The organism is Parabacteroides sp. AM17-47 (genome assembly GCF_003434625.1).
In the GTDB taxonomy this organism is placed as follows: Bacteria; Bacteroidota; Bacteroidia; order Bacteroidales; family Tannerellaceae; genus Parabacteroides; species Parabacteroides distasonis.
Window position 1 is genome coordinate 71,389 of sequence record NZ_QTLI01000009.1, and the last position, 16,732, is coordinate 88,120.

A 16,732-nucleotide genomic window follows, 5' to 3' on the forward strand; every position below is an offset into this window, starting at 1 on the left:
TGCGTTTTTGCTCGAATTCATTTTCGAATGCCGAATCGAACACTGCTTTTTGAAGCTAAGTCGTTGGATTTTAATGATTGGCAGAAAAGGAAAGGTTTATTTTCGAATGGGCTTTCGAACTCACTTTCGCATCATATAAGATATAAATAGATATTATAATAAAAATATAAAGAATAGAGGCAAGATGCCTCCTTTCTTTTTTTTCGATTAAAAAGAGAATGAAAAGAACCCAGAAATACTATAGTGCTTGTGCCCAAGTACTATAGTATTTGTCTACGAACACAGTAGTATTCGCAAGTTAACACAACTGTCTTTTTTCTGCGACATATTCAATGAATTACCCCGATAATAGTTGTAATATCAGAATGTTTTTCTTATATTTGCATGTTAATATGAAATATTGAGATACAGCATGATAGACATCAACAAGATACCCTCGCCTTGCTATGTGATGGAGGAGAAATTACTGAGAAACAACCTGTCCTTGATCAAGAGCGTAAAAGAACGTGCGGGAGTGAATATCATATTGGCTTTTAAGGCTTTCGCTTTATGGAAAGCGTTCCCGATCGTACGTGAGTACATTCCTTTTTCGACAGCAAGTTCTAAATTTGAGGCCCAGTTGGCCTTCGAGGAAATGGGAAGTCCGGCGCATACCTATTCCCCGGCTTATACGGAGGCTGATTTCCCGTTGATCTTGAGATACAGTAGTCACGTTACGTTCAACTCGCTCTCTCAGTTCCATCGTTTTTACCCGATGGTGCGAGCGGATGGTAACCGGGTGTCTTGTGGATTGCGGATCAATCCGGAATACTCGGACGTGGAGACGGACTTGTATAATCCTTGTGCCCCGGGTTCCCGGATGGGGGTGACCGGCGACTTGCTGGGAGACACGTTGCCGGAGGGTATCGAGGGGCTGCACTTCCATACCTTGTGCGAGTCCACTTCCTATGATCTGGAGCGGACGCTGGCCGAGGTGGAGAGGCGTTTTGGCCGTTTCCTGCCTCACGTCAAGTGGCTGAATATGGGAGGTGGTCATTTGATGACCCGTAAGGATTACGACGTGGAGCATTTAATCGCTTTACTGAAAGGCTTTAAGGAGAGATATCCGAACTTGGAGTTGATCATGGAGCCGGGTAGCGCCTTCGCTTGGCAGACCGGGTTCTTGCTGACAACCGTGGTGGATATCGTGGAGAACCACGGTATCAAGACGGCGATTATCGACGCCTCGTTCACCTGCCATATGCCGGATTGCTTGGAGATGCCCTACAAACCGGCGATTCGTTTCGCTACGGATGCCGTGGAGGGGAAACCTACCTACCGGATCGGGGGAAATAGCTGTTTGAGCGGTGATTATATGGGAGATTGGTCGTTCGATAAGCCTTTGGCGATCGGCGACAAGCTGATTTTCGAGGATATGATCCACTACACGATCGTGAAGACGAATATGTTCAACGGCATACCGCACCCTTCCTTGGCCCTTTGGAACAAGGACAACCAGCTGGTGATGTACCGTACGTTCGGCTATGAGGATTATAAGAACAGGATGGATTAAAAACAAGCAAAGGGAGGAATATGACCATGACAGCGAATGAGTTGAAATATACATACATGGAGGAAGCCATGAGTATCTTGGATAATGAGGAGCTTATGCGTAAGGCTTTATCGCTCTTGCGGAACTTAAAAGAGAAGACCTTCTCGCCTGCCAAGCGAAGCGAGCGGGAGGTGCTGGAAGAGGCTTTCCAGAGCGTAAAAGACTTGAAGGCGGGAAAAATAACTTCTCGCCCATTGGAGGATCTATTGAATGAGTTATAAGATTGAGGCATTACCGCCCTTCGCTAAGGAGGTGAAATATTTGGCGAAACGATATAAGTCGTTGAAAGAAGATATCCTAAGGTTGAGGGACGAACTGCTGGAGAACCCTTTGTCGGGAACGGATTTGGGAGGTGGCCTCCGTAAGGTCCGGATGTCCATCCACTCGAAATCACAGGGCAAGAGAGGGGGAGCTCGGGTGATAACTTTTACGGTACTTGTCAGCGTTGATGAAGGAACAATTTTTCTTGTGACGATGTATGATAAGAGCGAGATTGAGTCTATGTCCGTTAAGGAGATCCGGAAACTACTTGATAAGTGTGATTTGAAGTAAATAAAAACAGAAACAAAATAAATATGGGTATTTTTAGCTTTTTCAGTAAGGACAAGAAGGAAACCTTGGATAAAGGTCTGTCGAAGACGAAGGAGAGTGTTTTTTCCAAGATTACCAAGGCGATCGCCGGTAAGAGTAAGGTGGACGACGATGTGTTGGATAATTTGGAGGAAGTACTGATTACCTCGGATGTCGGTGTAGATACCACGTTGAAAATCATCGACCGTATCGAGAAGCGTGTGGCCCGTGACAAGTATGTCACCACCCAAGAATTGACCACCCTGCTGCGTGACGAGATCGCTAGCTTGCTGACAGAGAACAATACGGAGGATGCCGAGGGATTCGCACTTCCGGAGGGCAAGAAACCCTACGTGATCATGGTTGTAGGCGTGAACGGGGTGGGTAAGACGACCACGATCGGTAAGCTGGCTTACCAGTTCAAGAAAGCCGGCAAGAAGGTCTATCTGGGCGCCGCCGATACGTTCCGTGCCGCCGCCGTGGAGCAACTAGTGATCTGGAGCGAGCGGGTAGGCGTACCTATCGTGAAGCAGAACATGGGCTCGGACCCCGCTTCCGTGGCTTTCGATACGCTGAGCTCCGCCAAGGCGAACGATGCCGACGTGGTGATTATCGATACTGCCGGACGTCTGCATAACAAGATCAACTTGATGAACGAGCTTACCAAGATCAAGAACGTGATGAAGAAGGTGATCCCGGACGCCCCCCACGAGATATTGTTGGTATTGGACGGCTCTACCGGGCAGAACGCTTTCGAGCAAGCGAAACAATTTACCGCCGCCACCGAGGTGAACGCCTTGGCCGTGACCAAGTTGGACGGTACCGCCAAGGGGGGTGTCGTGATCGGTATCTCCGACCATTTCCGTATCCCCGTGAAATATATCGGACTCGGCGAGGGGATGGAGGATTTGCAAGTATTCCGCAAACGTGAGTTTGTCAATTCGTTATTTGGAGAATGAGAAAAAATAAAGTAGATATTATTACGCTGGGGTGTTCGAAAAACCTAGTGGACTCGGAGCAACTTATGCGCCAATTCGTTGCCAATGGCTATACGGTAGAGCATGATCCCCATAAGATCAATGGCGAGATCGTGGTGGTGAATACCTGCGGTTTCATCGGCGACGCCCAAGAGGAATCGATCAATATGATCCTCGAGCTGGGCGAGCAAAAGCAGAAAGGACGGATCGGGAAGCTCTTCGTGATGGGGTGCTTGTCGGAGCGTTTCTTGAAAGATCTGGAGAAGGAACTTCCCGAGGTAGATCGTTTCTACGGGAAATTCAATTGGAAGGAGTTGATCTCCGATCTGGGCAAGTCGTACCATCAAGAGCTGGCTACCGAGCGTGTGCTCACCACCCCGAGGCACTACGCTTACGTGAAGATCGGGGAGGGATGCAACCGTACTTGTTCTTACTGTTCGATCCCGATCATAACCGGGGCTTATCAATCCCGTCCGATGGACGAGATCGTAGACGAGGTGCGTGGCTTGGTCGCGCAAGGCGTGAAAGAATTCCAGATGATCGCCCAAGATCTTACGTTTTATGGCCTCGATCGCTATAAGCGAATGGCCTTGCCGGAACTGGTGGAGCGGGTATCCGACATCCCGGGCGTGGAGTGGATTCGTTTGCATTACGGGTATCCGTCTCATTTCCCCTATGACCTGTTGCCGGTGATGCGTGAGCGTGATAACGTTTGCAAGTATATGGACATCGCCCTCCAGCATATCAGCGACCCGATGTTGAAGATGATGCGCCGCAATATCACGAAGGCCGAGACCTATGAGCTGTTGGAGCGTATGCGCCGGGAAGTGCCGGGCATCCATCTACGCACCACCTTGATGGTGGGTCATCCCGGCGAGACGGAACAGGATTTCGAGGAGTTGATCCGCTTCGTGAAAGATATCCGCTTCGAGCGTATGGGCGCTTTCGCTTATAGCCATGAGGAGGGTACCTATGCTTATCAGCATTATAAAGACGAGATCCCGCAGGAGGTGAAGCAAGACCGACTGGATTACTTGATGCGTGTGCAAGAAGGCATCTCCGCCGACGTGAACGCCTCGAAAGTAGGGCAGACCTTCCGAGTGATCGTAGACCGGGAGGAGGAGGATTTTTACGTGGGACGTACGCAATACGACTCGCCCGAGGTAGATCCGGAAATATTGATCTCCAAGGATACTCCCTTGAGTCCGGGTAGCTTTTACCAAGTAAAGGTGATTGACGCACAAGCGTTTGATCTGTATGGTAAAGTGTTGAATTGATGTAAAAACTGTCAATATATTTGTCGGTTAACGAAAAAATAACTAATATAGCAGCACGAACTGTTATGGAATTAGATATGAAAAACAAGGAACTTATAACGGAATTGGCGAATCGCATGGATTGGACCTCGAAGGAGGTATCCGACATGCTTTCTGCGCTCAGTTCCGTCGTAAGTTCGAAATTAGTGGATAACGATACGATCTATCTGCAAGGCTTCGGCCAGTTCGAGGTGAAAAAGAAGGCGGAACGTATTTCCGTGAATCCCGCGAACGGGAAGCGATATCTGGTTCCCCCTAAATTAGTTCCCGTATTCAAACCCGGAACGACCGTGAAGAATCGTTTAAAGGAATTGGGAGATCATGAATAACCGGCTGAATATACAAGATTTAGCCGGTTTATTATCGGAGCGTACCGGCAAGGACAGAGGAGAGGTAGAGCGTTTCTTGAGAGATTTTATCTCGGTGGTATCCGAAGGGGTCTATACGGATAAGATCGTAAAAGTAAAGGGCTTGGGTACTTTCAAGATTATCTCTGTGGAGAAGCGGGAGAGTATCCACGTGAATACCGGTGAACGTTTCTTGATCCCCGAACATTATAAATTCTCTTTCCTGCCGGATAAAGACCTGCGGGAACAGGTAAACAAGCCTTTCTCTATCTTTGAGACGACAGAGATCAACGAGAACGTGGATTTCTCGGACATGGATGAGTCCGTGGAGGAGAAGGAAACGGAAGACGAGTCCGTGGAGGAGGTGATGCCGGATAAGGAAATCCCTTTGGCAAATACCCAGTCCAAAGAGAAGCCCGAACCGATACTAGAACCTGAACCTGAACCATTGCTTGAGCCAGAGCAAGCGTTTGATCCGGAACGGCCATCGGTATCTGAACCGGAACCTGAATTGGAACCCGAACCGGCCGCGGAGCCATCTCCCATACCAAAGAGACCGGAAGAGCGAGCCCTTAAGAAACCGGAGGAGAAGGGGGTATTAATGATCGTTGCCTTTTTGATAATCGTAATCTCTGTATTCTTCTATTTGGGAAGGAATAATTGGAAACCGGCGCCTGTCCGAGAGGAGGTGGTAACGGAAGCCAAGGACACGGTTCAAGAATCAGCTTGGATGCTTCATCCGGACTCGGTAGCGGAGAAGACCCCGCATACGGAACCGGAGCCTTATGTGGAACCGGCGCCCAAACCATTGGGGCAGGTGAAGATCAAGCATGGCGACCGCCTCACCGTGATCGCCTTGGAATATTATGGCAATAAATTATTCTGGGTATATATTTACCAACATAATAAGGCTGTTATAAAAGACCCGAACAACGTCCCGATCGGTACCGTGATCGAGATACCCGCTCCGGAATCGTATGGCATCGATGCCAAGAGCCGTGAGTCGCGGGAGAAAGCCGCCGCCCTACAAACAGAGATACTTGCCGGGGAGTAAGAGAAATCCCCCTTTTTTAAGTAAAATAAAACAAAACAAGGAAGTGTTGGTTAGTATTATTTAACTGCAAAAGTGAAGGATACGAATTTAACATTTCTAATTTTGTGCATCCTAAAAAATCAACGTAAAATTGGGACAATATAATAACAATATAATAGAATAAATCTTATGAGTCAGACAGTAGACATTCGTGAGTTGAATGAGCGAATTGAAAGTAAAAGCTCGTTTGTGAACATGATTACGATGGGTATGGACAAAGTAATCGTCGGACAAAAGCATTTGGTTGAATCTTTGTTGATCGGTTTGCTTTCGGACGGACATATCCTGTTGGAAGGTGTGCCGGGTTTGGCTAAGACACTTGCCATTAAAACATTGTCGTCGTTGATCGACGCTAAATACAGCCGAATCCAGTTCACCCCGGACTTACTTCCGGCCGATGTGATCGGTACGATGATTTACAGTCAGAAAAGCGAAGAGTTCCAGGTAAAGCAAGGCCCGATCTTCGCTAATTTTGTGTTAGCGGACGAGATCAACCGTGCCCCGGCGAAAGTACAGAGTGCCTTGTTGGAGGCCATGCAAGAGCGTCAGGTCACGATCAGCGAGCATACCTACAAGTTGCCGAAGCCTTTCTTGGTAATGGCTACCCAGAACCCGATCGAGCAGGAGGGTACGTACCCGTTACCTGAGGCGCAGGTAGACCGTTTCATGTTGAAGGTGATCATCAATTACCCGAAGAAGGAGGAAGAGAAATTAATCATACGCCAGAATATATCCGGAGAACGTCCGGAGATCAAGCCGATCTTGACGAAAGAGGAGATCCTCGACGCCCGTAACGTGGTTCGTGAGGTTTATTTGGACGAGAAGATCGAGCGTTACATCGTGGATATCGTCTTCGCTACCCGTTTCCCGGCTGAGGCTGGTTTGCCGAACTTGGCGAGCATGATCTCTTTCGGCGCTTCCCCTCGTGCGTCTATCAACTTGGCGTTGGCCGCCCGTGCGTACGCTTTCATCAAGCGTAGGGGCTATGTGATCCCGGAGGATATCCGTGCGGTATGCCACGACGTGATGCGCCATCGTATCGGCTTGAGTTATGAGGCCGAGGCGAACAACTTGACTTCAGAGGAGGTAATCAGCGAGATCTTGAATAAAGTAGAAGTTCCTTAAATGGAGACAAGTGAATTATTAAAAAAGGTCCGCCGTATCGAGATAAAGACCCGTGGTCTTTCCCGTAACATCTTCGCCGGCCAGTACCATTCGGCTTTCAAGGGCCGTGGTATGGCGTTCAGCGAGGTAAGGGAATATCAATACGGCGATGATATCCGGGATATCGACTGGAACGTGACCGCCCGCTACGTCCGCCCCTACGTCAAGGTGTTCGAGGAGGAGCGTGAGCTGACGGTGATGCTGCTGATCGACGTGTCCGGTAGCCGTGACTTTGGCTCCGTCAACGTCATGAAGAAGGAGGTGATCACCGAGATCGCCGCTACCTTGGCTTTCTCGGCGATACAGAACAACGATAAGATCGGCGTGGTGTTCTTCTCGGACAAGATCGAGAAGTTTATCCCGCCCCAGAAAGGAAAGAAACATATCTTATATATCATCCGGGAGCTGATCGATTTCCATCCGGAGGAGACGAGGACGGATATCAGCCAAGTGTTGAAGTACTTGACCAACGCCATCAAGAAGCGTTGTACGGCTTTCCTCATCTCCGATTTTATTGACAAGGAGGGTTTCAAGGACGCCTTGACGGTGGCCAACCGCAAGCATGACATGGTAGCCATTCAGGTGTACGACCGTCGTGAGACCGAGCTTCCCGCCGTAGGCCTTATGAAGATCAAGGACGCCGAGACCGGGAAGGAGCAATGGATAGACAGTTCCTCCGCCCGTGTGCGTGCGGCCTATAAGGAATGGTGGGAGAAACGGCAGGCGAAGATGAGCGATACGTTCAAGAAATGCCGTGTAGACTCCGTCTCTGTCCGTACCGAGGATGATTATGTGAAAGCATTGATTGCTCTTTTTGACAAACGTAATTAAAGCAAGCAGATGAAATTGATAAAGAAAAGTATCCTGTTTCTGGTCGCCGCCGCTTCCCTCGCGGGGGGAAGGGCATATGCGCAAAGGCCGTTGATCGATGTCGCTATCGACTCGGCCGCCATATTGATCGGAGAGCAGACTACCTTGCACCTTACGGTAACGGCGGATAAGGATCGCCCTGTGCAGATCGTGATCCCGAACGATACCTTGATGACGGGTGTGGAGGTGTTGAATCTCTCCAAGGCGGACTCCACGGAGATCGAGAACGACCGGCTCGTTATCAAGCAGGATGTATTGATTACCTCGTTTGATTCGTCACTCTATCTATTACCTCCGTTGAAGGTGATAGACGGGGTGGATACCGTATATTCCAACCAAGTCGCCTTGAAGGTCTCCACGATTCCCGTGAACGCGGACAAGCCGGAGGAGTTCAACGACATCAAGACCGTATGGAAGCCGCCTTTCGTATGGGCCGATTATTATCCGATCATTTACGGGATCTTGCTGGCCCTGTTCTTGATTTGCGTGATCGCCTATATCGTGAAACGGATCCGTGCGAAGAAGTCGTTGATCCCATTCAAGAAAGAGGAGCCGAAACTTCCGCCTCACGAGCAGGCTATCAAGGAACTGGACGAGATCAAGCAACAGAAACTCTGGCAGCAAGGACGAAGCAAGGAGTATTACACCTTGATCACGGATACGCTGCGTAAGTATATCGAGGAACGTTTCGGTATCAATGCCATGGAGATGACTTCCGGTGAGATCTTGGAGCTGATCCGCAAGAACTCTGAGGCGCAGAGCGTGTACGATAACTTGAGGCAGATTCTGCAATTGGCCGACTTCGTGAAATTCGCCAAGATGAACCCGCTGCCGGATGAGAATGATTTGAGTATGATGAACGCGTATTTGTTCGTGAACCAGACGAAGGTGGAGGAGATGCAAGAGCCTGAATCTACGAACGATACAACTAATTTAAAGGATTAAGAGATGGTATTTGCGAATCCTAATTATTTATATTTATTGTTGTTGCTCATCCCGATGATCGGATGGTACGTCTACAAGCTGAGCAAGAGTCAGGCCAGCTTGCAGGTCTCCTCGTCGGAGGCGTTCGAGGCGCCGGGAGCGACATCATGGATCGTGTACTTGCGTCACGTGCCTTTCGTGTTGCGTATGGTAGCGGTAGCGCTGCTGATCGTGATCTTGGCCCGTCCACAATCCACGAATAGTTGGTCCAATTCTTCCACGGAAGGTATCGATATCATGTTGGCGATGGATATCTCGGGTAGTATGCTGGCGCAAGACTTGAAACCGAACCGCTTGGAGGCGGCGAAGGATGTGGCCGCGTCGTTCATCAACGGCCGTCCGAACGATAACATCGGTCTCGTGGTCTTTTCTGCCGAGAGCTTTACGCAATGCCCGTTGACAACCGATCATACGGTCTTGCTGAATCTCTTCAAGGATATCCAAAGCGGTATGATCCAAGACGGAACGGCTATCGGGTTGGGCTTGGCGAATGCCGTGAGCCGTATCAAGGACAGCCACGCTAAGTCGAAGGTGATCATCCTTCTGACCGATGGTTCGAACAACGCCGGCGAGATCGCTCCGGTTACCGCCGCCGAGATCGCCAAGACGTTCGGCGTGCGTGTCTATACGATCGGAGTCGGAACGAAAGGCATGGCGCCGTATCCGTTCCAGACCGCTTTCGGCGTGCAGTACCAGAATATACCGGTAGAGATCGACGAGGCTACGTTGAAGCAGATCGCCTCTACCACGGGCGGGCAATATTTCCGTGCTACGGACAACGCCAGCCTGAAGGAGATCTATTCCGAGATCGACCAGATGGAGAAGACCAAGATCAGCGTACAGGAGTACAGCAAGAAGCAGGAGGAGTATAAGAACTGGGCCTTGCTGGTGTTCGCCTTGTTGCTGGTGGAGATCTTATTGAGAAATACATTGTTGAGAAATATACCATAAAGATAAAAGGCTTATGTTTCGATTTGCGCATCCGGACTTTTTATATTTGCTTTTTCTCCTTCCCGCATTGGTGGCGTTCTACGTGTACGCCATGATCGTGAAGAAGAAAGCGATAAAGAAATACGGTAACCCTACGTTGTTGGCCGAGTTGATGCCCGAGGTATCGACCAAGCGCCAGCATCTGAAGTTTTGGCTGTTGTTCGGAGCCATTACCATGGTTATCTTTATTATAGCGGGGCCTCAATTCGGCTCGAAACTGGAGACGGTGAAGCGTCAGGGAGTAGAGATCATGGTGTGTCTGGACGTATCCAACTCCATGTTGGCCGAGGACGTGTCGCCCAACCGTTTGGATAAAGCCAAACAGATGCTATCCCGATTGACGGACGGCTTTACGAATGATAAGGTAGGTTTGATCGTGTTCGCCGGCGACGCTTTCACGCAGTTGCCGATCACCTCGGATTATATCTCCGCCAAGATGTTCTTGTCCTCTATCAACCCGTCGATGGTCTCTACGCAAGGTACGGCGATCGGTGCCGCCATCAACTTGGCCGCCCGTTCCTTTACCCCGGACGAGACGACCGATAAGGCGATCATCTTGATCACCGACGGCGAGAACCATGAGGACGACGCTATCGGTGCCGCCAAAGCCGCCGCCGAGAAGGGCATCCACGTGAACATCGTGGGAATGGGTGATCCGAAAGGTTCTCCGATCCCCATCCAAGGAAGCAATAATTATATGAAGGATAAGGATGGAAACGTGGTGATCACGAAGCTGAACGAGCAGATGGGGCAAGAGATCGCCGCCGCCGGAAACGGTATGTATGTGCGTGCGGACAATACGAACTCTGCCTTGAAAGCCCTTCAGAAGGAAATCGAGAAAATGAATAAGACGGAGCTGGATAGCAAGGTTTATTCCGAGTATGACGAGCAGTTCCAGATTTTCGCTTGGATCGCCTTGTTTCTCTTGATCGCCGATTTCATGACCTTGGATCGTAAGAACCGTATATTTAGGAAAGTAAAATTATTCTCTTAATTCGACGAAGTGATGAGACGTATATATAAATCTATGATATGGGTATCGGTCTTGGCGCTCAGTGCCGGGGCGGTCTCTGCCCAGAAAGCGGAACGGAAGAACGTGCGTGAGGGGAATAAACTTTATGAGAGCGAGAAATACACCGAGTCTGAGATCGCTTATCGCAAGAGCTTGGAGGTGAATCCCCGCTCTACGGAAGGAACCTATAATCTTGGGAATTCCCTATACAAGCAAGGCAAGTTCCCCGAGGCCGCCGAGCAATATCAATTGATCGCCGGGCAAGGGGAGAAGATGGTGGCTACGCCGGAAGGGAAGGCACGCTTGTCGGAGGTGTATCATAATATGGGAAATATCTTCATGCAGAACAAGGATTACGGCAAGGCCGTGGAGGTGTATAAGCAATCGCTTCGCTTGAACCCGAAAGATGACGAGACCCGTTATAACTTGGCCTTGGCCCAAAAACTGCTGTCGGATCAGCAGAATCAGGATCAGAGCCAAGATCAACAGAACGACGACAAGCAGGAGAACAAGGATCAGAAGGACGATCAGCAGCAACAGCAACAACAACAGCCGCAAGACGACCAGAAACAGGATAAGACCCAAGAGCAACAGCAATCCAACGAGCAAATGAGCAAGGACAATGCCCAGCAGATGTTGGATGCCTTCCTGCAAGACGAGAAAGACACTCAAGAGAAAGTGAAGAAGGCGCAGATGCAACAGCAACAACGCCGGAAGACCGAGAAGGAGTGGTAAACTGGATAATTAACGAAAAAATGAGATACACAATGAGGAAATTAATTTTCTTATTCATCCTGATGTTAACGGTAGGGGTGGCGACAAAGGCCGCGGATGTGACCTTCAAGGCCTCGGCGCCCCAAGCGGTGGTAATGGGAGAGCAGTTTCGCTTGACTTTCACCGTCAATGCTGAAGGCAAGGATTTGAGAGTGCAGGAGATGCCAGACTTTGACGTATTAATGGGTCCCTCCCAATCCACCTCCTATAGCAGTAGCTGGGTGAACGGGAAGAGTACCAGCGAGACAACCGTTACGTATACGTATGTCTTGATGCCGAAGAAGGAAGGTACGTTTAATATCGCTCCGGCAACGATCAAGGTGAACGGCTCTAATTATACATCGAATGGCTTGGCCATCAAGGTGCTTCCGGCGGATAAGGCGGGTAAGCAAGAGGCGGAGACAACGACGGCGAGCGGGGCGATCTCTAACGATCGGCTGTTCGTGAAGATGGACGTATCCAAACGAAGCGTGTTCGAGCAAGAAGGTTTCTTGGTGACTTTCAAGGTCTATTCCTTAGAGAACTTCGCAATTACTGGCTTGAAGTATCCTGAGTTTGAGGGTTTTCTTGTGCAAGAGATCGAGCTTCCGCAAGAGAAACAACTGACCTTGGAAAACTACAACGGACGTAACTACCAGTCGGCCGTGATGCGTCAAGTGATCCTGTATCCGCAACGCTCTGGAAAGATTACGATCAGTAGTGGCAAGTTCGACGCCGTGGTGAAGGTCCGTATGCAACAAGCGGGTGGCGGTAGTATCTTCGATAGCTTCTTCGACTCGTATCGGGATGTGAGCAAGGTGTTGACCACCTCTCCGGTTACTATCGACGTGAAGCCTTTGCCCTCCGGTAAGCCCGCTTCTTTCTCCGGTGCCGTAGGTACGTTCTCCATGACGGCTGATATCAGCTCGAACAACGTCAAGACAGACGAGGCTGTAACCATAAAGGTGAAAATCACGGGTAACGGAAACGTGAAGTTGGTGAAGAACCCGGAAGTGGTTTTCCCGAACGATTTCGATGTCTACGACCCAAAAGTAGAGATGGACATCAAGACCACGACTGCCGGTGTCAGTGGAAGCAAGACGATCGAATATATGGCGATACCCCGTTACGCGGGTGATTTCGAGATCCCGGCGATCGCTTTCTCCTATTTCGATATCAAGTCCGGTTCCTATAAGACCATCAAGTCCGAGCCTTATAAGTTGCATGTGGAGCAAGGCAAGGGCGGTAGCGGTTCTTCCCCGGTCGTATCGAACTTCAGTAATAAAGAGAGCGTGAAATACTTAGGCAAGGATATCCGTTACCTAAAGACGAAAGGTTTCTCCTTTATCGAGGGAGGTGATGGTATATTCTTCGGTTCCTTTATGTATTATCTTTGCTATATCGTACCGGCTATCTTGTTTATCGTATTCTTCTTTATCTATCGTAAGCAGGTGAAGGAAAACGCCGACATCGCCTTGGTTCGTACCAAGAAGGCGAACAAGATGGCGGTTAGACGTCTGAAGAACGCCGGCAAGCTGATGAAAGAGAACAAGAAGGAAGAATTCTACGACGAGGTACTGCGTGCGTTGTGGGGCTATTTGAGCGATAAGCTGAGTATCCCGCAATCCGATCTGACCAAGGATAACGTAGAGACAGAATTGGCTAAATACGGTGTAGACGAATCCTTGACGAATGAGTTCATGGATATCTTGAATACTTGTGAGTTCGCTCGTTACGCTCCGTCCCAAGCGTCAGACGCTATGGATAAGCTGTATGAGCTGACGGTAGACGCTATTGGTAAAATGGAGAATACAATTAAAAAGTAAGAAGATGAAGATGACTATAAATTTAAGAAAGGTATTGTTTTTCTTATTGACTCTATGTCTGATAGGATCTGCTTATGCGCAAGATACCGCCTTGAAGGAGGCCGAGGTCGCTTACACGAAAGAAGATTATGCAAAGGCGATCGAGCTATATGAGGGAATCTTGAAGAGCAATGGCGAGTCTGCCGCCGTTTATTATAATTTGGGAAATGCCTATTATAAGGCGGGTAAGATCGCTCCGGCTATATTGAACTACGAACGTTGTCTTCTGCTGGATCCGGGTGATAGCGATGCTCGCTTCAATTTACAGATGGCCCGTCAGAAGACGATCGATAAGATTGAGCCGGTTGGTGATTTCTTCTTGGTCAAATGGTTTAAGAGCGTGGAGAATCTCGGTTCCGCAGACTCTTGGGCGAAGACAGGTATCGTGTGCTTCCTGTTGTTTATCGGTTGCTTGATCTTGTTCTTTTTCTCCCGTTGGGTACGCTTGAAGAAGATCGGTTTCTATTTGGGTATCCTATTTATTATCATGGTTGTTTTTGCCAATATATTCGCCAGCGACCAGAAGGATGAGATGATAAACCGTAAACATGCCATCGTATTCGCCCCGACCGTTACGGTGAAAAGCTCGCCCGACGCTAGTGGTACGGATCTTTTCGTATTACATGAGGGAACGAACGTGACCGTGAAGAGTACGCTTGGCGAATGGAGCGAGATCGAGCTTGAGGATGGGAACGTAGGATGGATGCCTAGTAAAGACATAGAAAAAATCTGATACATGCTAGAACAATTATTGGTTTGGGAACGTGATACGTTCTTTATGCTTAACGGTAGCGACTCCGCTTTTTTAGATCGCTTTATGTGGATCTATTCAGGCAAGGCGGTTTGGCTACCGTTAGCCTTTTTTATATTGGTGGTATTGTGCTATAAGAAGAACTGGAAGGAGTGGTTGTTGATCTTATTGGCCATAGTCTTGACGATCACGCTATGCGACCAGTTCGCTTCGCATGTTTGTAAACCCATCTTCACCCGTTTCCGTCCGACTCATCACCCTGATTTTATGGATCAGGTAAAGGTGGTGTTCGGTTATCGGGGAGGTATGTATGGATTTATCTCCAGCCATGCGGCGAACGCTTTCGGTTTCGCTACCTTGATGGCGCTGATCTTCCGGAATAAGCTATTTGGATGGACTATTTTCTTTTGGGCGATTTTGACTTCCTATACTCGTATTTATTTAGGAGTGCATTTTATCACGGATATTATTCCGGGAGCTTTATCCGGTTTGCTATTCGGGTATGTTGTATATCTGTTATACCTCTATATAAGGCCTAAATTGATTCCGGTAGATTCTTGGGTACGTCCGGAGGCCATTTACTCGGATACTCGGAAACGTTTGATCACCTATGCGATTTGGTTGACCATCCTTTTAATAGCTCTATTTAATGAGCAATTGGTATCATGCTTTAGATAAGAGAGTTTGGTTGAGTATGTCGTAAAGCATATTTGTTTTCGATTCATTTTCTCAATAATAATTTGTTTCAATGCTATTAAATGACTAAGTTAGTGCCATAATATTAAACAAAAGTATTAACCTTCAAAATAAGAAAGCCATGACAAAGACGATTACATTTAACGAACTGAGAAGAATTAAAGACTCGTTACCTGACGGAAGTATACAACGCATCGCTGATGAGTTGGGATTAAAGGTTGAGACAGTTCGCAACTATTTCGGTGGACATAATTTTCAAGATGGACGGAGTTGTGGTTTCCATATCGAGCCCGGTCCAGACGGAGGGTTGGTTGTTTTAGATGATACGACTATTTTCGAGCGTGCTTTGCAGATACTGGCCGAGAGTCAGGATGCCGAAGCACAGAAAGCGTAAGAGAAATTCATTCGTATAAAAAATCCCATAGCTAAATGAAAGAACGCTTTGGGATTTTTTTATATTCAACAATTCATAAATCCCGATTGTTTCATCTATAAAAATGTATTGAGTATGGAAGATAAATTAGTGACATTGGCTATCCACACGTTTGAGAAAGCCCAGATTCTCAAGACAATCCTCGAAACAGAAGGCATAGAGGTCTATATACATAATGTAAACCAGATCCAGCCCGTCGTTTCGGCAGGAGTGCGTGTGCGTATTAAGGAGAGTGATTTACCGCATGCTTTACGCATTATTGAAGACAATAAGTGGTTTGAGGAACCAAAGGAGGAAGAGGCGAAGGTTAATGCGGTCAAGAAAGTTCTGATCCCGATTGATTTCTCGGATTATTCCGCCAAGGCTTGTGAGTTGGGAATTAATTACGCTCATGCGGTAGGTGCGGAGGTGATGATCATGCACGCCTATTTCAGCCCCTATTTTCCATCTGCTATCCCGATGGGAGATACATTAGCTTACCAAGTAAACGAGGAGGAATCCGTACAGCATATCTTACAACGTGTCCGTATCGATATGGAGAATATTTGTACGCATATCAACCGGAAGATGTCCTCTGGCGAATTACCCAAGGTAAAATACGATTATGTATTACGTGAAGGCTTGCCGGAAGAGGAGATCATCGCTTATAGCAAGGAGTATCATCCGACATTGATCGTGATGGGAACGAGAGGTAAGAGCCAAAAAGATATGGATCTGATCGGTAGCGTGACCGGAGAGGTTATCGAGGTGAACCGGGTTCCTGTATTGGCGATACCGGAGAATGTTCCTTTCACGGATTTGAGAGACGCTAAGAATATCGCTTTCGCAACATCGTTTAACCAGAGAGATTTGGTAGCGTTTGACGAGTTTATGGAAATCATCAAAGGCTTTGATTTTAATATTCATCTATTCAATATCTCTACCAGCAAAGATGAATGGAATGAGATTCGTTTGACAGGCGTCCGTGAATATTTCAAGAAACAATATCCACATGCCCATATTTCCCATACGGTTCTAGCCGATGGTGACTTGCTGTTAGCCATCGAGAAATTTGTTCGTGATAAACAAATTGATGTTATAGCCCTAAGCACATATCGCCGTAATATCCTAGCCCGAATGTTCAATCCTTCGATCGCGAGAAAAATGTTATTCCACACCGATACTCCGTTATTGGTAATCGATAGCAAGAAGTAGCTTCTTATTCAAGTAACAAATAAAAAAGTGGATATGAGAAAAGGCTTATCCACTTTTTTATTATATACCATGTGCTTAAAGCAATCTTTGTATCTTTGGCGAAAAAATATAAGGATAGTATGTGGG

The 16,732-nt window shown here is 48.0% G+C and carries 18 protein-coding genes; all 18 read left to right on the plus strand.

What is annotated here, in order from left to right; genetic code table 11:
- Nucleotides 1–412 precede the first annotated feature (412 nt).
- The 18 genes from nspC to DW205_RS08920 all read left to right on the plus strand — a co-directional run bounded on the left by nspC (nucleotide 413) and on the right by DW205_RS08920 (nucleotide 16,606).
- Nucleotides 413–1,552 (plus strand): carboxynorspermidine decarboxylase, encoded by a 1,140-nt coding sequence (gene nspC, locus DW205_RS08835; RefSeq protein WP_005862655.1) that lies wholly within the window; start codon nucleotides 413–415, stop codon nucleotides 1,550–1,552.
- 20 nt (nucleotides 1,553–1,572) lie between these two features.
- Nucleotides 1,573–1,812, plus strand: a complete 240-nt coding sequence (locus DW205_RS08840; RefSeq protein ID WP_005857256.1) for a hypothetical protein — start codon at nucleotides 1,573–1,575, stop codon at nucleotides 1,810–1,812.
- The gene (locus tag DW205_RS08845; protein ID WP_005862653.1) at nucleotides 1,802–2,143 is read left to right on the plus strand and encodes a type II toxin-antitoxin system RelE/ParE family toxin; all 342 of its coding nucleotides are present in this window, start codon (nucleotides 1,802–1,804) and stop codon (nucleotides 2,141–2,143) included. Before DW205_RS08840 ends, DW205_RS08845 begins: the two co-directional genes overlap by 11 nt.
- A 23-nt stretch (nucleotides 2,144–2,166) precedes the next feature.
- Nucleotides 2,167–3,120 carry a signal recognition particle-docking protein FtsY gene (gene ftsY / locus DW205_RS08850; protein ID WP_005857252.1) on the plus strand — a complete coding sequence of 318 codons (954 nt, stop codon included), beginning with the start codon at nucleotides 2,167–2,169 and terminating at the stop codon, nucleotides 3,118–3,120.
- Nucleotides 3,117–4,415 carry a 30S ribosomal protein S12 methylthiotransferase RimO gene (rimO, locus tag DW205_RS08855; RefSeq protein ID WP_005862651.1) on the plus strand — a complete coding sequence of 433 codons (1,299 nt, stop codon included), beginning with the start codon at nucleotides 3,117–3,119 and terminating at the stop codon, nucleotides 4,413–4,415. Before ftsY ends, rimO begins: the two co-directional genes overlap by 4 nt.
- Before the next feature lie 77 nt (nucleotides 4,416–4,492).
- Entirely contained in the window at nucleotides 4,493–4,783 is a 291-nt protein-coding gene (locus DW205_RS08860) for an HU family DNA-binding protein (protein ID WP_008778384.1), read from the plus strand.
- Nucleotides 4,776–5,855 carry an HU family DNA-binding protein gene (locus tag DW205_RS08865; RefSeq protein WP_005862649.1) on the plus strand — a complete coding sequence of 360 codons (1,080 nt, stop codon included), beginning with the start codon at nucleotides 4,776–4,778 and terminating at the stop codon, nucleotides 5,853–5,855. The genes DW205_RS08860 and DW205_RS08865 overlap by 8 nt, the downstream gene beginning before the upstream one ends.
- Before the next feature lie 168 nt (nucleotides 5,856–6,023).
- Nucleotides 6,024–7,019 carry a MoxR family ATPase gene (locus DW205_RS08870; RefSeq protein WP_005857243.1) on the plus strand — a complete coding sequence of 332 codons (996 nt, stop codon included), beginning with the start codon at nucleotides 6,024–6,026 and terminating at the stop codon, nucleotides 7,017–7,019.
- A complete protein-coding gene (locus DW205_RS08875; RefSeq protein WP_005857241.1) occupies nucleotides 7,020–7,889 on the plus strand; it encodes a DUF58 domain-containing protein in 870 nt (289 codons plus the stop codon). It abuts the gene before it with no gap.
- Nucleotides 7,890–7,898: 9 nt separating this feature from the next.
- Nucleotides 7,899–8,873 (plus strand): hypothetical protein, encoded by a 975-nt coding sequence (locus DW205_RS08880; RefSeq protein WP_005862646.1) that lies wholly within the window; start codon nucleotides 7,899–7,901, stop codon nucleotides 8,871–8,873.
- Between the two features lie 3 nt (nucleotides 8,874–8,876).
- Entirely contained in the window at nucleotides 8,877–9,863 is a 987-nt protein-coding gene (locus DW205_RS08885; RefSeq protein WP_005862644.1) for a VWA domain-containing protein, read from the plus strand.
- Between the two features lie 13 nt (nucleotides 9,864–9,876).
- Nucleotides 9,877–10,896: a VWA domain-containing protein gene (locus DW205_RS08890; RefSeq protein ID WP_005857235.1), complete on the plus strand. Its 1,020-nt coding sequence runs from the start codon at nucleotides 9,877–9,879 to the stop codon at nucleotides 10,894–10,896.
- 12 nt (nucleotides 10,897–10,908) lie between these two features.
- The gene (locus DW205_RS08895) at nucleotides 10,909–11,649 is read left to right on the plus strand and encodes a tetratricopeptide repeat protein (RefSeq protein ID WP_005862642.1); all 741 of its coding nucleotides are present in this window, start codon (nucleotides 10,909–10,911) and stop codon (nucleotides 11,647–11,649) included.
- A 32-nt stretch (nucleotides 11,650–11,681) separates the two neighbouring features.
- Complete coding sequence (locus tag DW205_RS08900; RefSeq protein ID WP_005862640.1) at nucleotides 11,682–13,493, plus strand: BatD family protein; 1,812 nt, start codon at nucleotides 11,682–11,684, stop codon at nucleotides 13,491–13,493.
- Between the two features lie 4 nt (nucleotides 13,494–13,497).
- A complete protein-coding gene (locus tag DW205_RS08905) occupies nucleotides 13,498–14,265 on the plus strand; it encodes a tetratricopeptide repeat protein (protein ID WP_005862639.1) in 768 nt (255 codons plus the stop codon).
- Nucleotides 14,266–14,268: 3 nt separating this feature from the next.
- Nucleotides 14,269–14,961: a phosphatase PAP2 family protein gene (locus tag DW205_RS08910; protein WP_005862637.1), complete on the plus strand. Its 693-nt coding sequence runs from the start codon at nucleotides 14,269–14,271 to the stop codon at nucleotides 14,959–14,961.
- A gap of 139 nt (nucleotides 14,962–15,100) precedes the next feature.
- Nucleotides 15,101–15,373 carry a hypothetical protein gene (locus DW205_RS08915; RefSeq protein WP_005862635.1) on the plus strand — a complete coding sequence of 91 codons (273 nt, stop codon included), beginning with the start codon at nucleotides 15,101–15,103 and terminating at the stop codon, nucleotides 15,371–15,373.
- 114 nt (nucleotides 15,374–15,487) lie between these two features.
- Nucleotides 15,488–16,606 carry a universal stress protein gene (locus DW205_RS08920; protein WP_005862634.1) on the plus strand — a complete coding sequence of 373 codons (1,119 nt, stop codon included), beginning with the start codon at nucleotides 15,488–15,490 and terminating at the stop codon, nucleotides 16,604–16,606.
- Nucleotides 16,607–16,732: the final 126 nt, after the last annotated feature.

Bases quoted from the DNA above. Each gene is read 5' to 3' on its own strand.
- nspC (WP_005862655.1), top strand. From the start codon at position 413: ATGATAGACATCAACAAGATACCCTCGCCTTGCTATGTGATGGAGGAG.
- DW205_RS08840 (WP_005857256.1), top strand. From the start codon at position 1,573: ATGACCATGACAGCGAATGAGTTGAAATATACATACATGGAGGAAGCC.
- DW205_RS08845 (WP_005862653.1), top strand. From the start codon at position 1,802: ATGAGTTATAAGATTGAGGCATTACCGCCCTTCGCTAAGGAGGTGAAA.
- ftsY (WP_005857252.1), top strand. From the start codon at position 2,167: ATGGGTATTTTTAGCTTTTTCAGTAAGGACAAGAAGGAAACCTTGGAT.
- rimO (WP_005862651.1), top strand. From the start codon at position 3,117: ATGAGAAAAAATAAAGTAGATATTATTACGCTGGGGTGTTCGAAAAAC.
- DW205_RS08860 (WP_008778384.1), top strand. From the start codon at position 4,493: ATGAAAAACAAGGAACTTATAACGGAATTGGCGAATCGCATGGATTGG.
- DW205_RS08865 (WP_005862649.1), top strand. From the start codon at position 4,776: ATGAATAACCGGCTGAATATACAAGATTTAGCCGGTTTATTATCGGAG.
- DW205_RS08870 (WP_005857243.1), top strand. From the start codon at position 6,024: ATGAGTCAGACAGTAGACATTCGTGAGTTGAATGAGCGAATTGAAAGT.
- DW205_RS08875 (WP_005857241.1), top strand. From the start codon at position 7,020: ATGGAGACAAGTGAATTATTAAAAAAGGTCCGCCGTATCGAGATAAAG.
- DW205_RS08880 (WP_005862646.1), top strand. From the start codon at position 7,899: ATGAAATTGATAAAGAAAAGTATCCTGTTTCTGGTCGCCGCCGCTTCC.
- DW205_RS08885 (WP_005862644.1), top strand. From the start codon at position 8,877: ATGGTATTTGCGAATCCTAATTATTTATATTTATTGTTGTTGCTCATC.
- DW205_RS08890 (WP_005857235.1), top strand. From the start codon at position 9,877: ATGTTTCGATTTGCGCATCCGGACTTTTTATATTTGCTTTTTCTCCTT.
- DW205_RS08895 (WP_005862642.1), top strand. From the start codon at position 10,909: ATGAGACGTATATATAAATCTATGATATGGGTATCGGTCTTGGCGCTC.
- DW205_RS08900 (WP_005862640.1), top strand. From the start codon at position 11,682: ATGAGGAAATTAATTTTCTTATTCATCCTGATGTTAACGGTAGGGGTG.
- DW205_RS08905 (WP_005862639.1), top strand. From the start codon at position 13,498: ATGAAGATGACTATAAATTTAAGAAAGGTATTGTTTTTCTTATTGACT.
- DW205_RS08910 (WP_005862637.1), top strand. From the start codon at position 14,269: ATGCTAGAACAATTATTGGTTTGGGAACGTGATACGTTCTTTATGCTT.
- DW205_RS08915 (WP_005862635.1), top strand. From the start codon at position 15,101: ATGACAAAGACGATTACATTTAACGAACTGAGAAGAATTAAAGACTCG.
- DW205_RS08920 (WP_005862634.1), top strand. From the start codon at position 15,488: ATGGAAGATAAATTAGTGACATTGGCTATCCACACGTTTGAGAAAGCC.